A 21,940-nucleotide genomic window follows, 5' to 3' on the forward strand; every position below is an offset into this window, starting at 1 on the left:
GCGGGCGTCAGAAGCCGAAGTAGCGGCGGAGCAGTCCGCCCTTGCGGGCGGCCGGCGGCGGAGCGGGCGTGGTAACGGGTTCGGGGGCGGGGTGTTCCACCTCGGCGGGTTGTTTTACCTCGGCGGGAGGCTCGACCGCCGGACCTTCGCCGGGCGGGTGGACGGTGAAACCGAGTACGGTGATCTTTTTCGGGTCGATCTCGGTGCCCTGGGGGGCGCCCGTGTACCGGAAGTTCAGCCATTCCCGGTTGGCACCCTCGGCGAACTGCTGCGGGTGGAACGGCAGCGACTGTGGGTCGGGCAGCACGCCCGGCGGATGTTCGAGCGGGAAGTCGCCCGCCCAGAACGGTCTCTCCCACACCAGGGGGATGCCGAGGTCCTCGTGAATGTGGACCGGCGTGGCGCTGAACGCGCGGGTGAGGTGCCCGTCCTCCCACATCGCGAACGAGCCCCACGCGATGTCGGGCTTGGATGCGATGTAGTACGTCTTCGCGGATTCGGTGGGCCGGACGCGTGTTCCGGGCAGGGTCGACGGCCGGGGAACGGCCAGATCGGGCCCGCACACGACGGTGATGCCGGGGTAGGAACCGATGTGCACGGTCCCCGCGGCGTCGAGTCGCGCGGCCTCGGCCAGCGGAACCGGGCCGGTGGGGGTGGCCGCCAGGTCGGGATAGAGGCGGGCGGCGAGTCGCCGCGCCGCAGCGAGGTCAGGCTCGGGGTGATGTCTCAGAACAGCCGCAGGGTCGGGGACGTCGACGTACCAGATCGTTGATACCTTGGCCCCCACGGTCATCCCCTCTTCCGAAGTCTTCCTGAAAGAGTACGACCCCGACCGGGTTCCCGGCCTGCTTACCGCGCCGACGGTCAGCGTCCGCTGCTGCGGACACCGAGCAGGACGTCGTCCCAAGAGGGGAGTGCGGGTTTGCCGCGCTTGTCCTTGTTGTTCGTCTGGTGCGGGGCGATCTTGGGTGCGGCCGGCTCCTCGGGCGAAGCGGGCTCGTCCTCGGGCTCCTCGGTGACGTCGGCCTCGATGATCTCCTCGGGCTCGATCGTCGGCACCTCCACCTCGGTGGGGAACTCGGCGAGTTCGAGCTGTTCCGGTTCGTCGGACGCCACCGGCGCCAATCCGCGCAGCGGACGGCCGAAGTCGGGGTCGATCAGGTCGAAGGCGGTGTCGTCGAGGGCGACGATGGTGCCACCGTGCGCGTCCGGTTGATACCGCCAGTGCGCCGCGTTGGTGGTCCGCCCGGCCTGCCACTGCAGCTGGGCGACCCAGTGATTGTCCTCGTCGCGCCACGCGTCCCACGCGGCGTCGTCGATGTTGTGTCCCCGCGCGCGGAACGCCTGCGTGACGATCTCGGCGAGAGTGGGAACGGCGGGGCCGTTGTCGCGCACCGGGTGTCCGCCCTGCGCCATCTCGGCCGCACGGGAACGTTCGAGCAGAACGGGATACGCGAAGCGCTCCACCTTCGCCAGGGGGATACCGGCCTCGTCGGCAACCTGTTCGACGGAGGCGCCGGCACGGATGCGGGCCTGGATTTCGCGGGGCCTGAGCTGACTGTCCATTTCGATCTCAATCTGGCCGAGTCGAGCGATGTCCCCGCGGGATGCAGCGCGGAGTTTGTCATCGGCGGGAAGCCGGAATTTTTCGCCGGTACTGGCATCTGCGCACACGACGTGCGAACCATCGGGCTCGAGACCGATCACTCGAAGCTCTCGCACGTTGACCTCCTTATCGCGCCGGCTCGCGACTCTGCGCCCCGGCAACTGTAATTCATTCGTGACAGCCCGCGCGGCAGGACACGCGCGGGTAAATCCCGTTCCGGCGTCGGGTGCGCGCTACGCTTCCTCGTTTCCCGATCGATCCGTCCTGCGGGGTGCGCGCTGCCTCGTGCGGGTGACCTGGACGGGGGCGATCACGCTGGAGAACTCCGTCGGGATCGGCCTCCAGGACCTCGCCGCGGCGCGCATACTGATCGACACAGCCCGGCAACGGGGCGTCGGAACAGAAGTGGATCTGAGTCGATGAGCCAGAGCGATGTCGACGACGTGGACCTTGCCCACCTGCGGCGGGCCATCGAACTCGCCGACGAGACGGGGGACGCGGGCAACAGGCCGTTCGGTGCGGTCGCGGTCGGCGCCGACGGTCACGTGATCAGTGAGGGCGCCAACTCCGTGGCGACGTCCGCCGACGTCACCGAGCACGCGGAACTCGACGCGATCACCACCGCCTGCGGTGAAGGCCGAACGGGCGACCTGGTCGGCGCCACCATGTACGCGAGTGGTGAGCCGTGCCCGATGTGCAGTGCGGCGATGGTGTGGGCCGGGATCACGCGGGTGGTCTACGCGGCCTCGTCCGCGGACTTCTCCCGGATTCTCCCCGACGGACCGCGGTTCACGCTGGGCTGCGCCGACGTGCTCGATGCGGCGAGCGTCGAGATCCAGGTGAGCGGGCCGCATCTCGGCGACGAGGCGCTCGCGCCGTTCCACCGCTTCCTCGACACGGACTGACCCCGAGACGCCGTCAGCCCCCGGCACTTCGGTGCCGGGGGCTGACGGGTGCAGGTGCCGGGTCTCAGCCGAGCTGCGAGACGACCCAGTCGATGCTCTTCGTGAGCTGCGAGACGTCCTCGGGATCGATCGCCGGGAACATGCCGACACGCAGCTGGTTGCGGCCCAGCTTGCGGTACGGCTCGGTGTCGACGACGCCGTTGGCCCGCAGGATCTTCGCCACCTGGGCGGCGTCGATCTTGTCGTCGAAGTCGATGGTGCCGACGACCTGCGAGCGGTGCGCGGGATCGGTGACGAACGGTGTGGCGTAGTCGCTGGCCTCGGCCCACTGGTACAGGCGCGAGGACGAATCGGCGGTACGCGACGTGGCCCAGTCGAGGCCGCCGTTGCCGTTCAGCCAGTCGATCTGGTTGGCGAGCAGCAGCAGCGTCGCGACCGCGGGCGTGTTGTACGTCTGGTCCTTGGAGCTGTTGTCCACGGCGATGGGCAGCGACAGGAAGTCGGGGGTCCAGCGACCCGAATCCTTGATCTCCGCGACCCGCTCGAGCGCCTTCGGGCTCATCAGCGCGATCCACAGGCCACCGTCGGCGGCGAAGCACTTCTGCGGCGCGAAGTAGTACACGTCGGCGTCGGCGACGTTCACCGGCAGACCGCCGGCGCCGGAGGTGGCGTCGATGGCGATGAGCGCGTTCTCCGAGCCCGCGGGACGCGAGACGGGGATCGCGACACCCGTGGACGTCTCGTTGTGCGCCCAGCCGATGAGGTCGACGGACGGATCGGAGACCGGTTCGGGCGCGCTGCCCGGGTCGGCGGAGACGACGATCGGGTCACCGATGAACGGGTTGTTCTTCGCGACCGACGCGAACTTGGAGCTGAACTCGCCGTTCGTGAGGTGCAGCGACTTCTCCCGGATCAGGCCGAATGCGGCCGCATCCCAGAACGCGGTGGTGCCACCGTTGCCGAGCACCACCTCGTAACCCTCGGGCAGGGAGAACAGGTCGGCGAGGCCGGACCGCACGCTGGCGACGACGTCCTTCACGGGCTTCTGGCGGTGGCTGGTGCCGAACACCGAGGCGCCCACCTCGACCAGCGACTGCAGCTGTTCGGGGCGAACCTTGGACGGTCCGCAGCCGAACCGTCCGTCGGCGGGCAGGAGGTCTGCGGGGATGATCGGTGTGGAGGTCATCGCTACTTTCTGTTCCTTACTGATTCAGGCGGGGGAGACGGTCAGCTGGTGTGGGCGATCTGGTCCCAGCCCTCGACGGACTCGGGGGTGCGGGGTGCGGGCCCGGTGTAGATGGCGGCGGGGCGGACGAGTTTGCCGAGGCGTTTCTGCTCGAGGATGTGGGCGCACCAGCCGGCGGTGCGGCCGCAGGTGAACATCGCGGGCATCATGTGCGCCGGGACCTCGGCGAAGTCGAGGATGACCGCGGCCCAGAATTCGACGTTCGTCTCGATGGCCCGGTCGGGGCGGCGTTCGCGCAGTTCCGCGAGGGCGGCCTGCTCGAGGGCGGCGGCCGCCTCGTAGCGGGGTGCGTTCAGGCGCTTGGCGGTGGCGCGCAGCACCCGGGCGCGGGGGTCTTCGGCGCGGTAGACGCGGTGCCCGAAGCCCATCAGCTTTTCCTTGCGGTCGAGGATGCCCTTGACCAGGGCGCGGGCGTCGCCGGACTTCTCGGTGTCCTCGATCATCGGCAGGACGCGGGCGGGGGCGCCGCCGTGCAGCGGGCCGGACATGGCGCCGATGGCCCCGGACAGGGAGGCGGCGACGTCGGCGCCGGTGGAGGCGATGACGCGGGCGGTGAACGTGGAGGCGTTCATGCCGTGTTCGGCGGCGGAGACCCAGTAGGCGTCGATGGCGGCGACGTGGGCGGGGTCGGGGTCGCCCTTCCAGCGGACCATGAACCGTTCGGTGACGGTTTTCGCCTCGTCGATCCGTCTCTGCGGGACGGCGGGCTGGTAGATGCCGCGGGCGGACTGGGCGACGTAGGACAGGGCCATGACGGAGGCGCGGGCGAGTTGTTCGCGGGCGGTGTCGTCGTCGATGTCGAGGAGGGGCTGGTATCCCCAGATGGGGGCGAGCATCGCGAGGCCGGCCTGGACGTCGACGCGGACGTCGCCGGTGTGCACGGGGAGGGGGAAGGGTTCGGCCGGGGGCAGTCCGGGGCCGAAGCGGCCGTCGACGAGCAGGGCCCACACGTTGCCGAAGGTGACGTGCTTGGAGACGAGTTCTTCGATGTCGACGCCGCGGTAGCGCAGGGCGCCGCCGTCCTTGTCGGGTTCGGCGATGTCGCTGGTGAACGCGACCACGCCTTCCAGTCCGCTGACGAAATCGTCCGGTATTGCCGCGCTAGCTGACATAGCTCGTGGACTCTCCTCGTTCGAGTGCCCCCGGTCAGAGCGGCACTGTCTCGGCGTTCGACAATTGCGCTGGGCGTGCATGCGGGATGGGCAGGCACCCTCGTCCGCGCAATCGACTTGCCGTCCCCGGGCATCGCACGATCGCGGCTGCAATCCGAGGGGACGGGTTCGGTCCCCAAAACTTTAGCCGGTGTCACCGGAGAGTTGATCAGTGCATACCCGGGAGTAGCGTTCTCGGCTGTGTCTCCAGATGCAGAACACCCGAAACCGGTGAACAAGGACCTCGCGGCCATGCGCGTCGGTTACGCACACCAGGGCGCCGACGGAGCGTATATCGACTCCGATCTGGACGCCGACCAGCTGAGCGACGGCTGGCTTCCCCTGATGCGCGGGTGGCTCGAGGACGCTGTGGAGTCCGGGGTCCCCGAACCCAACGCGATGACCCTCGGAACCGTCGACGAGCACGGACACCCGTGCACCCGCACCGTCCTCTGCAAGGGACTGAGTGCCGACGGTGTGCTGTTCTTCACCAACTACGACTCGGACAAGGGCCGCCAGCTGGAGTCGGTGCCGTACGCGTCGGTGACGTTCACCTGGGTGCCCGTCGCCCGGCAGATCACCGTCCGCGGCCCGGTCGAGCGCGTGAGTGCCGAGGTCACGGACGAGTACTGGCACAGCAGGCCCCGCGGATCCCGGCTGGGGGCGTGGGCGTCCGAGCAGTCGCGACCGATCGGTTCACGGGCCGAACTGGACGCCGCGCTGCTGCACGCGGCGGAGCGTTTCCCCGTCGACGTCGACATCCCGGTGCGGCCGGACTGGGGCGGAATCCTGATCCGCCCCGCTGTCGTGGAGTTCTGGCAGGGCCGCGCCAACCGGATGCACAACCGCATCCGGACGTCGCTGGTCGACGGCTCGTGGACGGTGGAGCGGCTGCAGCCGTGACGACCGGGGAATAGTGAGCATGGGAAACGAGCTAAGGGAAGAATGACCGACACCGTCACCGAGAAGAGGAAGCGGCGGCTGCTCGCCGACACGGCGCCGCTGCAGAACCGGGACTACCGGCGCCTGTGGGCGGCCGGGATCGTGACGGTGATCGGCGGACAGCTCAGCGTCGTCGCCGTGCCGCAGCAGGTGTACGAGATCACCCGTAGCTCGGCGTACGTGGGACTGACCGGTGTCTTCGCGCTGGTACCGCTGGTCGTGTTCGGACTGTGGGGCGGCGCGCTCGCCGACGTCATGGACCGGCGGAAACTGCTGACGATCACCACCGTCGGACTCGGTGTCACGGCGGTGCTGTTCTGGGTGCAGGCGGCGCTCGGCCTGAACAACGTGTGGCTGGTGCTCGGACTGCTGGGTCTGCAGCAGGCATTCTTCGCGGTCAACCAGCCGACCCGCAGCGCGATCATCCCGCGGCTCATCCCGGTGGAACAGCTGCCCGCGGCCAACTCGCTCAACATGACGGTCATGCAGTTCGGCGCCATCGCCGGACCGTTGCTCGCCGGGGTCATGATTCCGGTGGTCGGGCTGTCGACGCTGTATCTCGTCGATTCGATCGCCCTCCTGGCCACCCTGTGGGCGGTACTCCGGCTGCCGGCCATCCCGCCGACGGGGGAGTCCCGGCGCGCCGGGCTGCGCGAGGTGTTCGACGGGTTCGCTTACCTCGCCACCCAGAAGGTGCTGCTCGCGTCGTTCGTCGTCGACATCATCGCGATGGTGTTCGGTATGCCGCGGGCGTTGTTCCCGCAGATCGCGCACGACACGTTCGGCGACCCGGCCTCCGGCGGTGTGGCGCTCGGCCTGCTGTTCGCGGCGATGTCCGTCGGTGCGGTGGCCGGCGGCGTGTTCTCCGGCTGGCTGCCGAGGGTCCGGCGTCAGGGCCGCGCCGTGATCGTGTGCATCGCGCTGTGGGGTCTGGCGATGGTGGGCTTCGGCGTCGTCGTGGGACTCGCCTCACCCGGCGGCAGTCCCGCCCTGTTGTGGATCGCTCTGGCGTTCCTCGCGTTCGGCGGCGCCGTCGACATGGTCTCCGCGGCGTTCCGCAGCACCATGCTCCAGCAGGTCGCCACGGACGAGATGCGCGGACGACTCCAGGGCGTCTTCATCGTCGTCGTCGCCGGGGGTCCGCGGATCGGCGACGTCCTGCACGGCGCAGCGGCCGCGGCGGTCGGAACGAGCGTCGCCGCGGCCGGTGGCGGCGTCCTCGTCGTCATCGGCGTGGTGATCGCCGCGCTCGCGTTCCCGGCGCTGATGCGGTACAAGGTCACGCGTTAGGTTCCCGTGCGCCATCACATATCTCGTGTAGATCTCGTGCACACTGAAATGCATGGGTGAATCACAGTCGTCGAAGACGGACAGGCCTGCCGCGGCTGGATTCGAGATCCGGGGCGGCGGCTACCGGGCCGGTATCGCGGCCACCGGTGCCGGACTCCGGCTACTCGAACGGGACGGTCCGGACGGGCCGACGGCGCTCACCGAGACGTGGGACCTCGGCACCCGGCCCCCGCTGTCGGCCGGGCTGATCCTCGCGCCGTGGCCCAACCGGATCCGCGACGGCCGGTTCGCCTTCGACGGCATCGACCATCAGCTCGAGATCACGGAGCCGGGGTTCGCCAACGCGAGCCACGGATTCGTCCGTCGCCGGGACTGGCGTGTCGTCAATCACGCCGACGACCGCATCGAGTTGTCGATCGACGTCGGCCTCCACAAGGGGTGGCCGTACCCGCTGCGGCTCACCGTCGACTACGTCCTGGGCGACGACGGTCTGACCGTGACGCACACCGCCACCAACACGGGGGCCATCCCGGCGCCGTTCGGGATGGGTTTCCACTCTTACGTCCGCGCCGGCGACTTTCCCCTCGACGAGTGCACGCTGCGCCTGTCGGCAGGCACCCGGCTGCCGCTCGACGAGCGGATGCTGCCCAGCGGCGGTTCGCAGGCCGTCGCGGGCACCGACTACGACTTCACCAGCCCCCGGACGCTGGCGGGTGTGGCCCTCGACACCCCGTTCAGCGCACTGGATGTGGACGTGGACGGCAGGTCGCGGCACGAATTGCGCGCACCGGACGGCACCGGAACGGTCCTGTGGGCGGCCCGGGAGTTCGGCTGGCTGCAGGCGTTCGTCGCGGATCCCGACGCGGGCAAGTCGTACCCGGGCCGCGGCCGGGCGCTGGCCCTGGAACCGATGACGTGCCCGCCGGATGCGTTCAACTCCGGAATCGATCAATTGGTGCTCGCTCCGGGACAGCAGTGGACCGGTGTGTGGGGCATGTCGGCGCGGGGGTCGTAGCGGTTCGATTTTCGACCGCCGGGTGCCCACTTGGTGAGACGGTGTAACACCGGTCGCGGTCCGGCCGATACGTCCGGCGGGGGTTCTTCCGTCGCGGCCGACGGTCTTTGTGCCAGCCTCTGTACTTCCCTCACTGCACCGGGTGCCACGGCGTGCGTTCTTCGCCGTCCTCGGCATCGGCGCAGGTAACGAGGCCAGTCCAGTCCCGGGCAACTGGCCCTCACGGATTCCGCTCCCGCGCCGTGCGGGCAAATCGGACACTCGACCAACCCGTTCGCCGACCCTTCCCCGAGGTCGCCACGCATCCCGCGGGGAGGCCGCGTCACGGCCCCTGAGCGGACCCGCCTTCGGCAGGCAGGCCAGAGTGGGGCTAGTTTCTACCTGAATGAAGTTGTTACTCATTGGTTTGAGCTTGAGAGGGATGCTTCGTGCCTGACAATGACACAAAGCCCACGCTTACCTACCCTGGTGGTGAGCACACGATGTCCATTGCCAGGGCAACCGAGGGCAATGACGGTATCGAACTGGGCAAGCTGCTCGCCAGCACCGGGTACACCACCCTGGACCCGGGTTTCGTCAATACCGCCTCCACCAGCTCCGCGATCACCTATATCGACGGTGAGAAGGGGATCCTCCGTTACCGCGGATACCCGATCGAACAGCTGGCCGAGAAGTCGACTTTCATCGAGGTCAGCTACCTGCTGATCTACGGTGAGCTGCCCACTCCGGCGCAGCTGGAGTCGTTCACCGACCGGATCCGGCGCCACACGCTGCTGCACGAGGACCTGAAGAGGTTCTTCGACGGGTTCCCCCGGAACGCGCACCCGATGCCGGTGCTGTCCAGCGCCGTCAACGCGCTGTCCGCGTACTACCAGGACTCCCTGGACCCGGCCGACCCGGAACAGGTCGAACTGTCGACCATCCGTCTTCTCGCGAAGCTGCCGACCATCGCCGCCTACGCGTACAAGAAGTCCGTCGGGCAGCCGTTCCTGTACCCGGACAACTCCCTGAACCTCGTCGAGAACTTCCTCCGGATGACGTTCGGCTTCCCCGCGGAGCCCTACGAGATCGATCCCGAGATCGCCAAGGCACTCGACATGCTGCTGATCCTGCACGCCGACCACGAGCAGAACTGCTCCACGTCGACGGTCCGCCTGGTCGGCTCCTCCGACGCCAACCTGTTCACCTCGATTTCCGGTGGCATCAACGCACTCTGGGGCCCGCTGCACGGCGGCGCCAACCAGGCGGTGCTGGAGATGCTCGACGAGATCAAGGCCAGCGGCAGCAACGCAGGCGACTTCGTCCGCAAGGTCAAGAACAAGGAAGACGGCGTGAAGCTCATGGGCTTCGGGCACCGCGTCTACCGCAACTACGACCCGCGCGCCGCGATCGTCAAGCAGACGGCACACACCATCCTCGACAAGCTCGGCGGCGACGACGAACTGCTCGAGATCGCGATGGCCCTCGAAGAGGCGGCGCTGACCGACGACTACTTCGTCGAGCGCAAGCTGTACCCGAACGTCGACTTCTACACGGGTCTGATCTACCGCGCCATGGGCTTCCCCACGCGCATGTTCACCGTTCTCTTCGCCATGGGCCGCTTGCCCGGGTGGATTGCACACTGGCGCGAGATGCACGAAGATCCCGCTACGAAGATCGGCCGTCCGCGCCAGATCTACACCGGCTACACCGAGCGTGACTACAAGGACGTCACAGGTCGCTGATCGCGAACACCTGTGCCGAACCATAGAGCCCTCATCGAGGAGGACACATGACCAAGCCCGAGATCGAGTTCCAAGAGGGACCCGCCCCGACCGACCTGGTCGTCAAGGACGTGGTCGTCGGAGAGGGCGCCGAGGCCGTCCCCGGTGGCACCGTCGAGGTGCACTACGTCGGCGTCGAGTTCGAGTCCGGCGAGGAGTTCGACTCCTCCTGGAGCCGCGGCGAGTCCATCCAGTTCCCGCTGCGTGGCCTCATCAAGGGCTGGCAGGACGGCATCCCCGGCATGAAGGTGGGCGGACGTCGTCAGCTCACCATCCCGCCGGAGCTCGCCTACGGTCCCGCCGGCGCCGGACACCAGCTGTCCGGCAAGACGCTGGTGTTCATGATCGACCTGCTGGACGTGAAGGAATAGTCTCCACGGTCCGAAGGCCCCGCATCACCTCACGGTGAAGCGGGGCTTTCCGCTTTCCGGGTCGTGTCGGTGTGCAATTCCACGACGAGCCGTGCGCCGCCGAGCGGGCTGACCTCGAAACGTGCGCTGCCGTTGTGCAATGCGGCCTGCTGGGCGACGAGCGCGAGGCCCAGGCCCGATCCGCTCTTCGTCGCGTTGGAACCGCGGTGGAACCGTTCGAACACGGCGGTCCGCTCGGCCTCGGGCACCCCGGAACCGTTGTCGTCGACGACGACGGTGGTGATGCCGTCGGCCGCTCTCAGTGTGATCGTCACCGCGGTGGCGCCGCCGTGCCGTACCGCGTTCTTGATGGCGTTGTCCAGGGTGAGGCGCAGTCCGCCGGGCATGCCGCGGACCGTCACCGGGGCCGCGTAGACGGTCACCTGCAGGCCGGGGTTGTGACGCATCGCCTCCTCCGCGGCGAGGTCGCTGATGTCGACGAGGTCGCAATCCACGAAGTCCTTGTCGGTGGACAGCTCGCCCCGGGCGAGGCGCTCGAGGTCGGACAGCGTCGACTCCACCCGCCCCTGCGCCCGGGCGAGGTCGTGAAGGATCTCGTCCCTCTGCGGCTGAGTCAGGTCGTGGGTGGCGAGGACCTCGAGGTCGGTGCGCATAGCGGTGAGCGGCGTGCGCAGTTCGTGCGCCGACACGGCGGCGAAATCGCGGGCGGTGGCGAGTGCGGCGGTGGTCGCGGCCTGCGCCTCGGCGACGTCGCGCAGCATCGACTCGGCGGCGGACGCCAGTTCGTCGGCCTCCCGCACCCCCGAGGACGTGGGTGTCAGTTTCGGTTCGCGGCGCACGATGCGGCCGGTCAGGTCGACCAGGGGTCGCACCGCACGACCGCCGAACAGCCACCCGAGGCCGCTGGCGGCGGCGACGGCGAGGACCCCCACGAGGGCCACCTGCCGTTGCTGCTCGGACGTCACGTCCTGCGCTTCGGCGTACGGCACGGCCAGGGAGATCCGGGTGCCGAGGAGCGGCACGGTGGCGGTGTACGCCCGGTACTGCGTGTCACCGACCTCGACGGTCTGTGTGCCCGGATCGAGTTCGGGCAGCTGGGTGGGGGTGCTGACCAGCACGGTGTTGCCGTCGGCCGAACGGATCGTGATCGCGAACGCGCCCTTGTCGCCGAGCGCCCCGAGGAACAGCCCGGCGGTGGCGGCGTTGGGCACGAGGACATCCGACGCCGTCTCCAGCCGCCGGTCGAGCTGCGACAGGTTGTTCCGGTTGATCGCCAGCGACACCAGGATGCCGAGCGCGACGACGATGATCGTCGCGCCGAGCGCCGTCGCGGCGGCCACACGGGTCCGGAGGGAGAACGACCGTTTCACGACGGTTCCCGCAGCACGAACCCCACTCCGCGGACCGTGTGCAGGAGGCGCGGCTGACCACCGACCTCGAACTTGCGCCGCAGGTAGCCGACGAAGACGTCGACCACGTTGGTGTCGGCGACGAAGTCGTACCCCCACACCAGTTCGAGGAGCCGCTCGCGGCTCAGCACGATGCCGACGTTGCGGGCGAGAATCTCGAGCAGTTCGAATTCCCGCTTGGTCAGCGTCACCTCCTCGCCCGCCATGAAGACCCGGCGTGCGGACATGCGGATCTCGAGCGCACCGATCCGGATCGGCGGGGTCGCGGGCGAGTCGGTGGGCGCGGCGGTGGTCGTTCCGTGCCGGCGCAGCATCGCCCGGATCCGCGCGATCAGTTCGGCGAGGACGAACGGCTTGACCAGGTAGTCGTCGGCGCCCGACTCCAGACCGGAGATGCGGTCGTCGACGGTGTCGCGGGCGCTGAGCACACAGATCGGGATGTCGTTGCTCATCGCGCGCAGCGCGGTCACCACGCCGGTGCCGTCGATGACCGGCATGTTCATGTCGAGGACCATCGCGTCCGGGCGCTGCTCGCTGACCACCCGCAGTGCGTCGGCGCCGTCGACGGCGGTGAGGACGGTGAATCCGGACAGGCGCAGGCCGCGTTCGAGGGACGTCCGCACGTCCTCGTCGTCGTCGACCACGAGGACACTGGCTGAGTCTGTGACGGTCACCCCTGCATTGTGCCGTGGGCGCGACCACAGAGCGTGCGGATGGCAGTTGTGAGAGCGTGTCTCGTCCGTACACTCGTTGAGGATGTTTCCTTCGCTGCAGGCCTTCGAACTGACCGAAACCAACCGTGACTGGCTGATTCACCGGCCGGCCGAGATCGCGACCTACGTCGTCCTGGCGCTCGTACTGCGATTCGCGTTGCACCGGATGATCGACCGGATGACGCGTCCCCGGGAGCCCTCGGACAAACCGGCCATGCTCCGTCCCCTGCGGGAACGCGCCCCGCGCGGTGTCAAGGAAGCCATGGTCAACGAGCGTCGCGCGCAACGCGCCCGGACCATCGGGTCGGTGCTCAAATCGACTGTGTCGATCGTGGTGCTCATCTGGGTGGTGCTCCAGGTGCTCGCCGTCCTCGGCGTCAACGTCGCGCCGTTCATCGCGTCCGCCGGTGTGATCGGTGTCGCACTCGGTTTCGGTGCGCAGAACCTCGTCCGGGACTTCCTGTCGGGCATCTTCATGCTGCTCGAGGATCAGTACGGGGTCGGCGACGTCGTCGACCTCGGCGAGGCCGTGGGAACGGTCGAGACGGTGGGTCTGCGGGTCACCACGATCCGCGACGTCAACGGCACCCTCTGGTACTGCCGCAACGGTGAGATCGTGCGGGTCGGCAACATGAGTCAGGGGTACGCGGTCGCGGTGGTCGATCTGCCGATCGCGCACGCCGCCAACGTGCAACGGGCGTGCGAGGTGGCGCTGGAGGCCGTCACCGAGGCGGCCAAGGGCGACGCGATCGCGGCGGACGTGCTCGAACCCCCGGAACTGCTGGGCGTGAACTCGGTGACCGCGGAATCGGTCACGCTGCGGATCACCGCGCGAACCAAGCCCGGCAGGCAGTGGGCGGTGCAGCGGACGTTCGCCCGCGCGGCGTTGTCGGCGTTCACGCACTACGACATCGACGCCCCGTACCTGTCGGTGCTGTCTTCGGCTCGCTCCACCAACTGAGCGGCCCGCATTTCGTTACCGTGGCAGACATGGACACCGCACTCGTCTGGTTCCGCCGCGACCTCCGGCTCGGTGACCTGCCGACGCTCCACACGGTCGCCGAGTCGGGGGCGCGTGCGCTCGGCCTGTTCGTTCTCGACGACCGGTTGCTGACCACGTCGGGCGGCGCCCGCCGGGACTTCCTGTTCCGCAGCCTCGCCGCACTGGACGACCGGCTCGACGGCCGGCTGCTGGTGGTGAAAGGCGATCCCGTCGACGTGGTTCCGCGGGTGGCGAAGAAGGTCGCGGCCGGAGAAGTGCATGTCAGCGCCGACTACGGACCCTACGGTCGCGAGCGGGATGCCGCCGTCGCCGAGCACGTCGATCTGGTGGCCACCGGTTCGCCGTACGCCGTGGCGCCCGGCCGGGTGACCAAGGCGGACGGGGAATCGTACCGTGTGTTCACCCCGTACTTCCGGCAGTGGCTCGAGCACGGGTGGCGCGCGCCGATCGACACCGGGCCCGCGACGGTGGAGTGGATGGACCCGGACGACGTGAAGACGCGGCGGGTGACGATCCCCGAACCCGAATCCGACGGGTACGCCGCCGGTGAGGCGGCGGCTCTGGAACGGTGGGCGGAGTTCTGCGAGGACGACCTCGCCGGGTACGAGGACGCGCGGGATCGTCCCGGGCTCGACGCGACCAGCCGGATGTCGGTGTACCTGAAGTACGGCAACATTCATCCGCGGACGATGCTCCGCGATCTCGCCCGCCGCCGCAGCAAGAGTGCCGAGCAATACCGGCGGCAGCTCGCGTGGCGGGACTTCTACGCCGACATCCTCTTCCAGCGCCCCGACAGCGCACGGGGAAACTACGACCGCCGCTTCGACCACATCCGCTACGACAGCGGGCCCGACGCCGAGGAGGCGTACACGGCGTGGTGCGAGGGCCGGACGGGATTCCCGATCGTCGATGCCGGGATGCGTCAGCTGAAAGCCGAAGGCTGGATGCACAACCGGGTGCGGATGATCGTCGCGTCGTTCTTCGTCAAGGATCTGCACCTGCCGTGGTGGCGGGGCGCCCGCTTCTTCATGAACCAGCTCGTCGACGGCGATCTGGCGAACAACCAGCACGGCTGGCAGTGGACGGCGGGGTCGGGGACGGACGCGTCGCCGTACTTCCGGGTGTTCAACCCGACGACCCAGGGTGAGAAGTTCGACCCCGACGGCGAATACGTGCGGCGGTGGGTGCCCGAACTGCGCGGCATCTCCGGGAAGGCCGTCCACGCCCTGAAAGACGGCCGCCCCGAGGACTATCCGCCGCCGATCGTCGACCACGCCCACGAACGGCAGGAGGCCCTGGCCCGGTACGGCGAGATCAAGACCCCGTGAGTACTTGTTAACCGCGGGCGGTTAAGAAGTACTCACGGGCGCTTTGCGCAGGAGGGCCGCCGCGGCGAGGACGATGACGAGTCCGCCGTAGATGCGGGTGGTGTCGACGAGTCCGACCTGCCCGACGAGGTATCCGGCGACCAGCGCCGGAACGCTGTTGGCGAGGTAGGCGATCACGTAGATGCTCGACAGCAGACCCGCCCGCTCGTGCGGTTCGGCGAGCGGCATGACGGTGCGGATGGTGCCCTGGAAGCCCGCGCCGAACCCGATGCCCGCCACCGCGGTTCCCGCGAGAATCAAGGGTGCCGAGGATGTTTCGGCGCCGACCAGGGTGACGGCGACGCCGGCGACGAGGGCCGACGCTCCGACTGCGAGGATGCGCCGTGCCGCGACGTTGCGCAGCAGGAACACCGCGAGTGCGCCGGTCCCGGTGAGCGTCGCGACCATGACTGCGCCGATCAGCGACGTGTGCACGTCGAGCGCGTTGCGGGCGAGTGACGGTCCGAGCGACAGGTAGAATCCGCCGAGTGCCCACACGGCGATCAGACAGGGGCCCGTGGCGACGAGCATTCTCCGTGCGGTGGCCGGGACCGCGAGCGCCGGCCGCATCGACGCCAGCGCACCCTTCTGCCGGACCGCCGTCTCGGGTGCGGCCCAGATGCCGAGGATCTCGGCGACGAACAGCGCGAGGAGCACCAGGAACACGGTGCTGGTTGGCCGGGGAAGGTGCTCGCTGATGAGGCTCGATCCGATGGCGCCCAGCGCGAGACCGGCGGTGGGCGCGATGCTGTTGACGGTGGCGCCGCGTCCCGGTGTGCGTTCGAGGTCGAGGAGGGTGGAGCCGAGGGCGCTGATCGCGGCGCCGGTCGCGAATCCCTGCACCACCCGGGCGAGCAGCAGCAGTCCGATGCCTTCGGCGGTCGCGAACATGATCATCGAGACGGCCTCGAACGCGAGCGCCGTGATCAGCACGGGGCGCCGGCCGACGTAGTCCGACAGGGACCCCACGGTGAGCAGTGCGAGCAGCAGGCTCAGCGCGTAGATGCCGAAGACGAGCGTCGACTGCAGCGAGGAGAAGCCCCAGTTCGACTGGTACAGCTCGTACAGCGGTGTCGGGGCGGCGGACGCGCCGAGCAGGGTGGCGATCACGACCGCGACGAGCGTGAATGCGGCGCGGCGGCGCAGCGCGGGCCGAGAGGTCGGTGGTGCTTCGGGTGCAAGGGTCGGCATGGGCTACTCCCGGAGAACGTTAAAGCAAAAGGTTTGCGTTAACGGACGCTACGCCGCAGCCATTCTTAATGCAACATCTTTGCGTTAGCATGGGGTCATGAGTCCGGCTCCAGGTCCACGCCCCGGCGGGCGCAGCGCCCGCATCCAGCAGGCGGTGCACGCGTCCACCCGCAAGCTCCTCGACGAGCGCGACCGAGCAGACATCACGGTCCCGATGATCGCCGCCGACGCCGGGATCACTCCGTCGACCATCTACCGGCGTTGGGGTGACATCACCGAGGTGTTCGCGGACGTCGCGATCGAGCGACTGCGTCCCGATGCGCCTCCGCGCGAAACCGGCAGTGTGCGAGGCGACCTCGTCGCCTGGGCGCAGGAGTACCTCGAGGAGATGTCCTCGCCGGTGGGGCGGGCGGCGCTGCGCGACGTCGTGATGAGCGGCGAGACCAATCCGCTCCAGTGCGCGACGTTCTGCCGCACCCAGATCGAGACGATCGTCGGACGCGGGGAGCCGGTCGCCTCGGGTGTCCAGGGCGCGGTCGAGCACGTGATCGACCACGTGGTGGCGCCGATCATCTACCGCATCCTGTTCGACCTCGACCCACTCGAAACGGACCGCGTCGAGGTGCTGGTGGATCAGGCACTCGACGCGGCCGTCCGGGTCTGAGTGGTCAGCCGCCCAACTGCTTCTTCAGCGCGTCGAGGACGGCGACGTCCTCGATGGTGGAGGGCACCGTGTACTCCTCGTGGTCGGCGATCTGCCGCATCGTCTTGCGCAGGATCTTGCCGGAGCGGGTCTTGGGCAGCGCCTGCACGACCGTCACGTCGCGGAACGTGGCGACGGCCCCGATCTGTTCACGCACCATTGCGACCAGTTCGGTGCGGAGTGTCTCGGGGTCGATGTCGACGCCGGCTTTGAGCACCACGTAGCCGCTGGGCCGCTGGCCCTTGAGTTCGTCGCGGATCCCGACCACCGCGCACTCGGCCACCGCGGAGTGTCCCGCGACCACGGCCTCCATGCTTCCGGTCGAAAGGCGATGTCCGGCAACATTGATGACGTCGTCGCTACGCCCGAGGACGAACACGTACCCGTCCTCGTCGATGTACCCGGAGTCGCCGGTGAGGTAGTAGCCCTCGAACGTGGCGAGATACGACTTCACGTACCGCTCCGGGTCGCGCCACAACCCGGCCAGGGTCCCCGGAGGCAGGGGCAGGCCGATCACGATGTTGCCCTCGGCCCCGGCCGGAACCACGTTCCCCTCGCGGTCGACGACCTGCACCCGGTACCCGGGAACCGGGACGGTGGGGGATCCGGCCTTCAGCGGCATCGGTTCGAGCCCGCGCAGGTTGGAACAGATCGCCCAGCCCGTCTCGGTCTGCCACCAGTGGTCGACGACGGGACGGCCCAGGACGCGGGTCGCCCACGCGTACGTGTCGGGGTCGAGGCGCTCGCCCGCCGCGAACAGCGTCTTCAGTGAGGAGATGTCGTACTTCTCGATCTCCTTCGCGTCGGGATCGGCCTTGCGCACCGCGCGGATCGCGGTCGGTGCCGTGAACAGGGCCGACACCCCGTGATCGGAGATCACCCGCCAGAACGCCCCCGCGTCCGGGGTCCCGACCGGCTTGCCCTCGTAGAGCACGGACGTGGCACCGGCGAGGAGCGGCCCGTAGACGATGTACGAGTGGCCGACCACCCAGCCGACGTCGGACGCGGTCCACCACACGTCACCCGGGCCGATGTCGTAGATGTTGCGCATCGACCACGTCAGCGCGACCGCGTGCCCGCCGTTGTCGCGGATCACGCCCTTCGGCTTCCCGGTGGTGCCGGACGTGTACAGGATGTACAGCGGGTCCGTCGCGGCCACCGGAACCGGCTCCGCGGGTGCGGCATCCGCTACCAGTGCGTCCCAGTCGAACCACGCCGTCTCGCCGCCCTGATAGTCGGCGGCCGAACCGGGGACCTGCTCGCGGTCCTTGACGATCACCGTGTGCGGAGGGGCGGCGGACAACTCCAGCGCCTTCGCCACCATCGGGAGGTATTCGACGGTGCGCCCCGGTTCGAGGCCGCCCGACGCCGTCACCAGGACCACCGGTCCGGCGTCGTCGATGCGGGTCGCGAGTTCCTTCGCGGCGAAACCCCCGAACACCACCGAGTGCACGGCGCCGATGCGGGCGCAGGCCAGCATCGCGATCGCCGCTTCGGGGATCATCGGCATGTAGACGATCACCCGGTCCCCGGCCACCACGCCCTGGTCCTTCAGGACGCCGGCAAACCGGGACACCTCGTCGAGAAGTTCTGCGTAGGTGTAGGTGCGGGACGCGTCGGGGACCATCGCCGAGTCGTAGATCAACGCAGCCCGGTCCCCGTCGCCGTCGCGCACGTGCCGGTCCAGGGCGTTGAAGCAGGTATTCAGCGACGCATCCGGGAACCACCGGTACATCGGGGCGGCCGAGTCGTCGAGCGCCCGCGTCGGCGGCTGCTCCCACTCCACGGCACCGGCGGCGGCCAGCCAGAACTCCTCGGGACTGTCGGCGCTCCGGTGGTAGACCTCGGCGTAGCTCTGGCCATGGTTGTCGCTCGAAGGCGCAGTTCCCGGGGAACTCATCGATGCACGTCCTCTCGTCGTCCTGTGACCCGAAACACCCTATGCGACGTCGGGTGCGCCCGGTCAGACGCCGAGGGAACCGGCGATCATCGGCCAGGAGTTGTGCAGGTCGTCCTGCCAGTAGCCCCACGAGTGGGTGCCGGTGGGCCGGAAGTCGTACGTGGCCGGGATTCCCAGCGCGTTCAGCCTGTCGGCCAGCTGATGGGTGCACTCGTTGGTACCCGCCTCGATGATGCCGCCGATGATCACCTGATTGGCGAGGACACCCACATCTCCGTTGATGTCCGGGCCGTTGAGGTTCTCGTGGATGCCGGGCAGCCCGGTGGCATTGCTGATGTACAAGTCGATGCCGCGCAGCTTCTCGGCGTTGACGACGGGGTCGTTGGCCACCCAGGCGGGGTCGTCGGGCGGTCCCCACATGTTCTCGACGTCTCCGCCGCGGAAGCTGACGACGAAGGTGACGTAGTCCCGGCCCGGTTTGGTGCTCGTCTGGGCGCACCCGCTGAACGCGCCGACGGCGCGATACAGCGAGGGGGCGGCCTCGGCCAGGCTCAGGACGGATGTGCCCGACATCGACAGACCCGCGATGGCATTCTCGCCGTTCGCTCCGAGTGCGGCGTCGACGATCGGGGGAAGTTCCTCGGTGAGAAAAGTCGTCCACTTGTTCACGCCGAGGACGGGATCGGGCTTCTCCCAGTCGGTGTAGTAGCTGTACGCCCCGCCGACGGGAGTGACGACGTTGACGTTCTTGTCGGCGAAGAAGCTGACCACGTCCGTCCGCGCCTGCCACGTCGCCGAATCCTCGCCGCCACCGGCACCGTTGAGCAGGTACAGGGTCGGCCGGGGAACGCTCGTGTCGGCGGGGCGGATGACCTCGAGGAGGATCACCTTCTCCATCGCCGCCGAGTAGACGAACATGTTCAGCTGGCGGTCGTCGATCTCCTCGATGTGGTCGAGGACCGAACCGTCCGCCGAGGCCGGCTTGTCGGCGGGAAGGGCCCGCCACACGTCCGCAGACGCCGTCGCCATCTGACCGAACATGGCAGACGAGGCAATGACGGCGACCGCCAGGAGTGCCCGACAGTGTCCGATCGCGCTCATAGCCGCTCCTCGTGCTTGACTGCGGTGCCCGACAACCGTCCGCTGATACCCGGAAACATTCCCCCTTCACGGTAACCGGCAAACATTCCCCGGGGCGGCTGAACGGACACCGGACTTCGCGTCGCCGTCCCCCTATCGTGGAAGCATGACGCTGCTCGCCGAAGACCTGCTGTTGCTGCTGCTCGACGACGCTTCGGGCAAGCCCGTCGTCGACGGGACGAGGTTGCCGCGCGTCCTCGCAGGCGCCGTTCTCCTGGAACTGGCCCTCGGCGACGTCGTCACGCCCGCCGAACCCGGTGAGGACGTGAAGAAGGGTCGCCTCGTCGTCCGGGTCGGCGCGTGGCCGCAGGATCCGCTGCTCGCGCGGGCAGTCGATCTCATCGGTAGGTCGAAGCCGCTGAAACCGGAAGCAGCGATCGAGAAGCTCACCAAGAATCTGCGCGAAGAACTCGCCGGGCGCATCGTCGCCGCGGGATGGGTCCGCGAGGAGAAGAGCAAGGTGCTCGGCATCTTCCCCGCCACGCGGTGGCCCGAGGTCGACGGCAGCCACGAACGTGCGGTGCGGAACGAACTGAGCGCCGCGCTCCTCGACGGGGTCACGCCCACTCCGCGCACCGCCGCTCTGGTCTCGCTCCTCTCCGCCGTCGACGCCGCCCCGAAGCTGTTCCCGGACGCCGACCGTCGCGCTGTGAAGAAGCGGGCGAAGGACATCGCCGAAGGCGACTGGGCAGGCAAGGCCGTGCGCGCATCCGTCGACGCCCTCAATGCCGCCATCATCGTCGCCGCCACCGTCCCCGTCATCGTGGCAGGGAGTGGCTAGGGGCGGGTTCCGTCGGGGTATTTTGGAGCGCAAGGGTTTTCGCTAGTGTAGAACACATGTGGCGCTCCTGAGGTTTGTGTGGGCGTCATTTCTACTGTTCAGGGTGGGTTGTTGGACGCAGTGTTCGGCGAGTTGCCGGTGAAATGAGGGACGCGCACGTGTTGGGTCTCTAGATTTCGGGGTTCCTACACCAACCTCAACCCGGAGGACCGCTGCACGTGCGCGTCAGTACTGCATTTAACCGTCTGCTTCAAATCCCCGGTGCATCGGTGTCGGATGTGTCGATCACAGACGACTCCGTCGAGGTCACCGTCAGGCTCGCAGCACGCCGTGTGAAGTGCCCATGCGGCTACACGAGCGCCGCTGCCTACGACCACGCGCCGCGGCGCTGGCGCCATCTCGACTTCGGCCGCCACAAGGTGTGGTTGAAGTATCCGATCCGACGGATCGAGTGCCCGACCTGCGGCGTCCGGACCGAGGACATTTCCGTGGGCGCGCCCGACAGCACGGCATACACGCGACTTCGAGGACATGGTGCTGTGGTTGGTCACCCGCACCGATCGGACCTCGGTGTCGACCTTGATGCGCTGTGCATGGCGGACGGTCACCTCCATCGTCACGCGGGCAGTCGATGCGTTGATCGACTCGCGCAGGCTCGAGAATTTGTATCGAATCGGAGTCGACGAAATCTGCTACCGGCATCCGCACAAGTACCTCACCATCGTCGGCGATCACGACACCGGCAAGGTCGTCTACATCACCGAGGGCCGAGGCCGAGACTCGTTTTCGGAGTTCTTCGAGCAACAGTCGGCGAAGGAGCGCGACAAGGTGCAGGTGGTGTCGATGGACGGCTCTCCCGCCTTCCGTGCCGCCGCAGAGGATCATGTCCCGCGGGCTCGTCAGTGTATGGACCCCTTTCATGTCGTCGACGCGGCGCACGCACGCGACATCGCCGCCGACGCGGACGTCGAACCGGTGCGGGTTCCGAACTCTGAAACCCCGACCACGTACCGTCCCGGCACCGTGCTCGACACGTGGATGCGGGTGCTGGCCGGCGGATGCGAATGGCTGCACTGCGATGTGGCCGCCTGGAACACGGACCTCGATCATCATCGGCCGTTCGACCATTCCGATCCCGCCGCCGGAGGGCTGACGGCGGCGGGGAACCTCACCGCCTACTGCCGAAATCATCACCGGCTCAAACATTCCGGTCACTGGCAGGTGAACGCCGACGGCGGGATCGAGTTGGTCGCGCCCACCGGTCACCGATACCGTCCGAGGTCCGCCGGAATCCTGGGCGCACGCGGGCGTGATCGCATCGTTGACCCCGCCACCCGCCGTCGCACCCGTGCGCAGAACGATGCCGCACGGATCCGGGCCGAGCGCCGCCGATGGCACGCGACCGACGAGCCCGCACCGTTCTGACCGGCGGTGATTGCGGGCT

The 21,940-nt window shown here is 68.5% G+C and carries 19 protein-coding genes and 1 pseudogene; 11 read left to right on the forward strand and 9 right to left on the reverse strand.

From position 1 onward, the window contains the following. Nucleotides 1-7: 7 nt before the first annotated feature. Both JWS14_RS27515 and sepH read right to left on the reverse strand, forming a co-directional pair. Nucleotides 8-793 carry a DUF6928 family protein gene (locus tag JWS14_RS27515; protein ID WP_083395617.1) on the reverse strand — a complete coding sequence of 262 codons (786 nt, stop codon included), beginning with the start codon at nucleotides 791-793 and terminating at the stop codon, nucleotides 8-10. A gap of 71 nt (nucleotides 794-864) precedes the next feature. Continuing rightward, nucleotides 865-1,722, reverse strand: coding sequence for a septation protein SepH (gene sepH, locus JWS14_RS27520; protein WP_072944804.1), 858 nt, complete (start codon nucleotides 1,720-1,722; stop codon nucleotides 865-867). A gap of 303 nt (nucleotides 1,723-2,025) precedes the next feature. Here sepH and JWS14_RS27525 point away from each other — a divergent pair, with 303 nt between their 5' ends. After that, nucleotides 2,026-2,511: a nucleoside deaminase gene (locus JWS14_RS27525; protein ID WP_015888807.1), complete on the forward strand. Its 486-nt coding sequence runs from the start codon at nucleotides 2,026-2,028 to the stop codon at nucleotides 2,509-2,511. A gap of 64 nt (nucleotides 2,512-2,575) precedes the next feature. Here the strand turns inward: JWS14_RS27525 and serC are convergent, their stop codons facing one another. Further along, on the reverse strand, nucleotides 2,576-3,697 hold the full coding sequence (gene serC / locus JWS14_RS27530; RefSeq protein ID WP_072944802.1) for a phosphoserine transaminase: 1,122 nt from the start codon (nucleotides 3,695-3,697) through the stop codon (nucleotides 2,576-2,578). Between the two features lie 41 nt (nucleotides 3,698-3,738). Then, complete coding sequence (locus tag JWS14_RS27535) at nucleotides 3,739-4,869, reverse strand: citrate synthase 2 (RefSeq protein ID WP_005244097.1); 1,131 nt, start codon at nucleotides 4,867-4,869, stop codon at nucleotides 3,739-3,741. Nucleotides 4,870-5,139: 270 nt separating this feature from the next. Here JWS14_RS27535 and pdxH point away from each other — a divergent pair, with 270 nt between their 5' ends. The 5 genes from pdxH to JWS14_RS27560 all read left to right on the forward strand — a co-directional run bounded on the left by pdxH (nucleotide 5,140) and on the right by JWS14_RS27560 (nucleotide 10,289). Beyond that, on the forward strand, nucleotides 5,140-5,811 hold the full coding sequence (gene pdxH / locus JWS14_RS27540; protein WP_083395616.1) for a pyridoxamine 5'-phosphate oxidase: 672 nt from the start codon (nucleotides 5,140-5,142) through the stop codon (nucleotides 5,809-5,811). Between the two features lie 42 nt (nucleotides 5,812-5,853). Next, nucleotides 5,854-7,140: an MFS transporter gene (locus tag JWS14_RS27545; protein ID WP_072944798.1), complete on the forward strand. Its 1,287-nt coding sequence runs from the start codon at nucleotides 5,854-5,856 to the stop codon at nucleotides 7,138-7,140. A gap of 52 nt (nucleotides 7,141-7,192) precedes the next feature. Further along, nucleotides 7,193-8,155, forward strand: a complete 963-nt coding sequence (locus JWS14_RS27550) for an aldose 1-epimerase family protein (RefSeq protein WP_072944797.1) — start codon at nucleotides 7,193-7,195, stop codon at nucleotides 8,153-8,155. 428 nt (nucleotides 8,156-8,583) lie between these two features. After that, the gene (locus tag JWS14_RS27555) at nucleotides 8,584-9,879 is read left to right on the forward strand and encodes a citrate synthase (protein WP_072944795.1); all 1,296 of its coding nucleotides are present in this window, start codon (nucleotides 8,584-8,586) and stop codon (nucleotides 9,877-9,879) included. 47 nt (nucleotides 9,880-9,926) lie between these two features. Then, nucleotides 9,927-10,289, forward strand: coding sequence for an FKBP-type peptidyl-prolyl cis-trans isomerase (locus tag JWS14_RS27560; protein WP_072944793.1), 363 nt, complete (start codon nucleotides 9,927-9,929; stop codon nucleotides 10,287-10,289). Between the two features lie 29 nt (nucleotides 10,290-10,318). Here the strand turns inward: JWS14_RS27560 and JWS14_RS27565 are convergent, their stop codons facing one another. Then, a complete protein-coding gene (locus JWS14_RS27565; protein ID WP_095863381.1) occupies nucleotides 10,319-11,659 on the reverse strand; it encodes a sensor histidine kinase in 1,341 nt (446 codons plus the stop codon). Further along, nucleotides 11,656-12,372, reverse strand: a complete 717-nt coding sequence (locus JWS14_RS27570; RefSeq protein WP_095863382.1) for a response regulator transcription factor — start codon at nucleotides 12,370-12,372, stop codon at nucleotides 11,656-11,658. Before JWS14_RS27570 ends, JWS14_RS27565 begins: the two co-directional genes overlap by 4 nt. A gap of 82 nt (nucleotides 12,373-12,454) precedes the next feature. Here JWS14_RS27570 and JWS14_RS27575 point away from each other — a divergent pair, with 82 nt between their 5' ends. Then, nucleotides 12,455-13,372, forward strand: coding sequence for a mechanosensitive ion channel family protein (locus tag JWS14_RS27575; protein ID WP_072944788.1), 918 nt, complete (start codon nucleotides 12,455-12,457; stop codon nucleotides 13,370-13,372). 29 nt (nucleotides 13,373-13,401) lie between these two features. Further along, nucleotides 13,402-14,742 carry a cryptochrome/photolyase family protein gene (locus tag JWS14_RS27580; RefSeq protein ID WP_095863383.1) on the forward strand — a complete coding sequence of 447 codons (1,341 nt, stop codon included), beginning with the start codon at nucleotides 13,402-13,404 and terminating at the stop codon, nucleotides 14,740-14,742. A 21-nt stretch (nucleotides 14,743-14,763) separates the two neighbouring features. Here the strand turns inward: JWS14_RS27580 and JWS14_RS27585 are convergent, their stop codons facing one another. Further along, entirely contained in the window at nucleotides 14,764-15,972 is a 1,209-nt protein-coding gene (locus tag JWS14_RS27585) for an MFS transporter (protein WP_206014834.1), read from the reverse strand. Nucleotides 15,973-16,069: 97 nt separating this feature from the next. Here JWS14_RS27585 and JWS14_RS27590 point away from each other — a divergent pair, with 97 nt between their 5' ends. Further along, the gene (locus JWS14_RS27590) at nucleotides 16,070-16,636 is read left to right on the forward strand and encodes a TetR/AcrR family transcriptional regulator (protein WP_206014835.1); all 567 of its coding nucleotides are present in this window, start codon (nucleotides 16,070-16,072) and stop codon (nucleotides 16,634-16,636) included. 4 nt (nucleotides 16,637-16,640) lie between these two features. Here JWS14_RS27590 and JWS14_RS27595 read toward each other — a convergent pair whose 3' ends face one another. Together JWS14_RS27595 and JWS14_RS27600 are read right to left on the reverse strand one after the other, a co-directional pair. Then, entirely contained in the window at nucleotides 16,641-18,575 is a 1,935-nt protein-coding gene (locus tag JWS14_RS27595; protein WP_206014836.1) for a propionyl-CoA synthetase, read from the reverse strand. Between the two features lie 63 nt (nucleotides 18,576-18,638). Beyond that, nucleotides 18,639-19,676: an alpha/beta hydrolase gene (locus tag JWS14_RS27600; RefSeq protein ID WP_095863386.1), complete on the reverse strand. Its 1,038-nt coding sequence runs from the start codon at nucleotides 19,674-19,676 to the stop codon at nucleotides 18,639-18,641. 145 nt (nucleotides 19,677-19,821) lie between these two features. On the opposite strand from JWS14_RS27600, the gene JWS14_RS27605 reads away from it, so the two are divergent. Continuing rightward, the gene (locus JWS14_RS27605; protein WP_206014837.1) at nucleotides 19,822-20,496 is read left to right on the forward strand and encodes a GOLPH3/VPS74 family protein; all 675 of its coding nucleotides are present in this window, start codon (nucleotides 19,822-19,824) and stop codon (nucleotides 20,494-20,496) included. 218 nt (nucleotides 20,497-20,714) lie between these two features. Further along, a pseudogene (locus tag JWS14_RS50200) lies at nucleotides 20,715-21,921 on the forward strand (ISL3 family transposase). Nucleotides 21,922-21,940 lie beyond the last annotated feature (19 nt).

The sequence above is a fragment of the Rhodococcus koreensis genome, from assembly GCF_017068375.1.
GTDB lineage: Bacteria > Actinomycetota > Actinomycetes > Mycobacteriales > Mycobacteriaceae > Rhodococcus_F > Rhodococcus_F koreensis.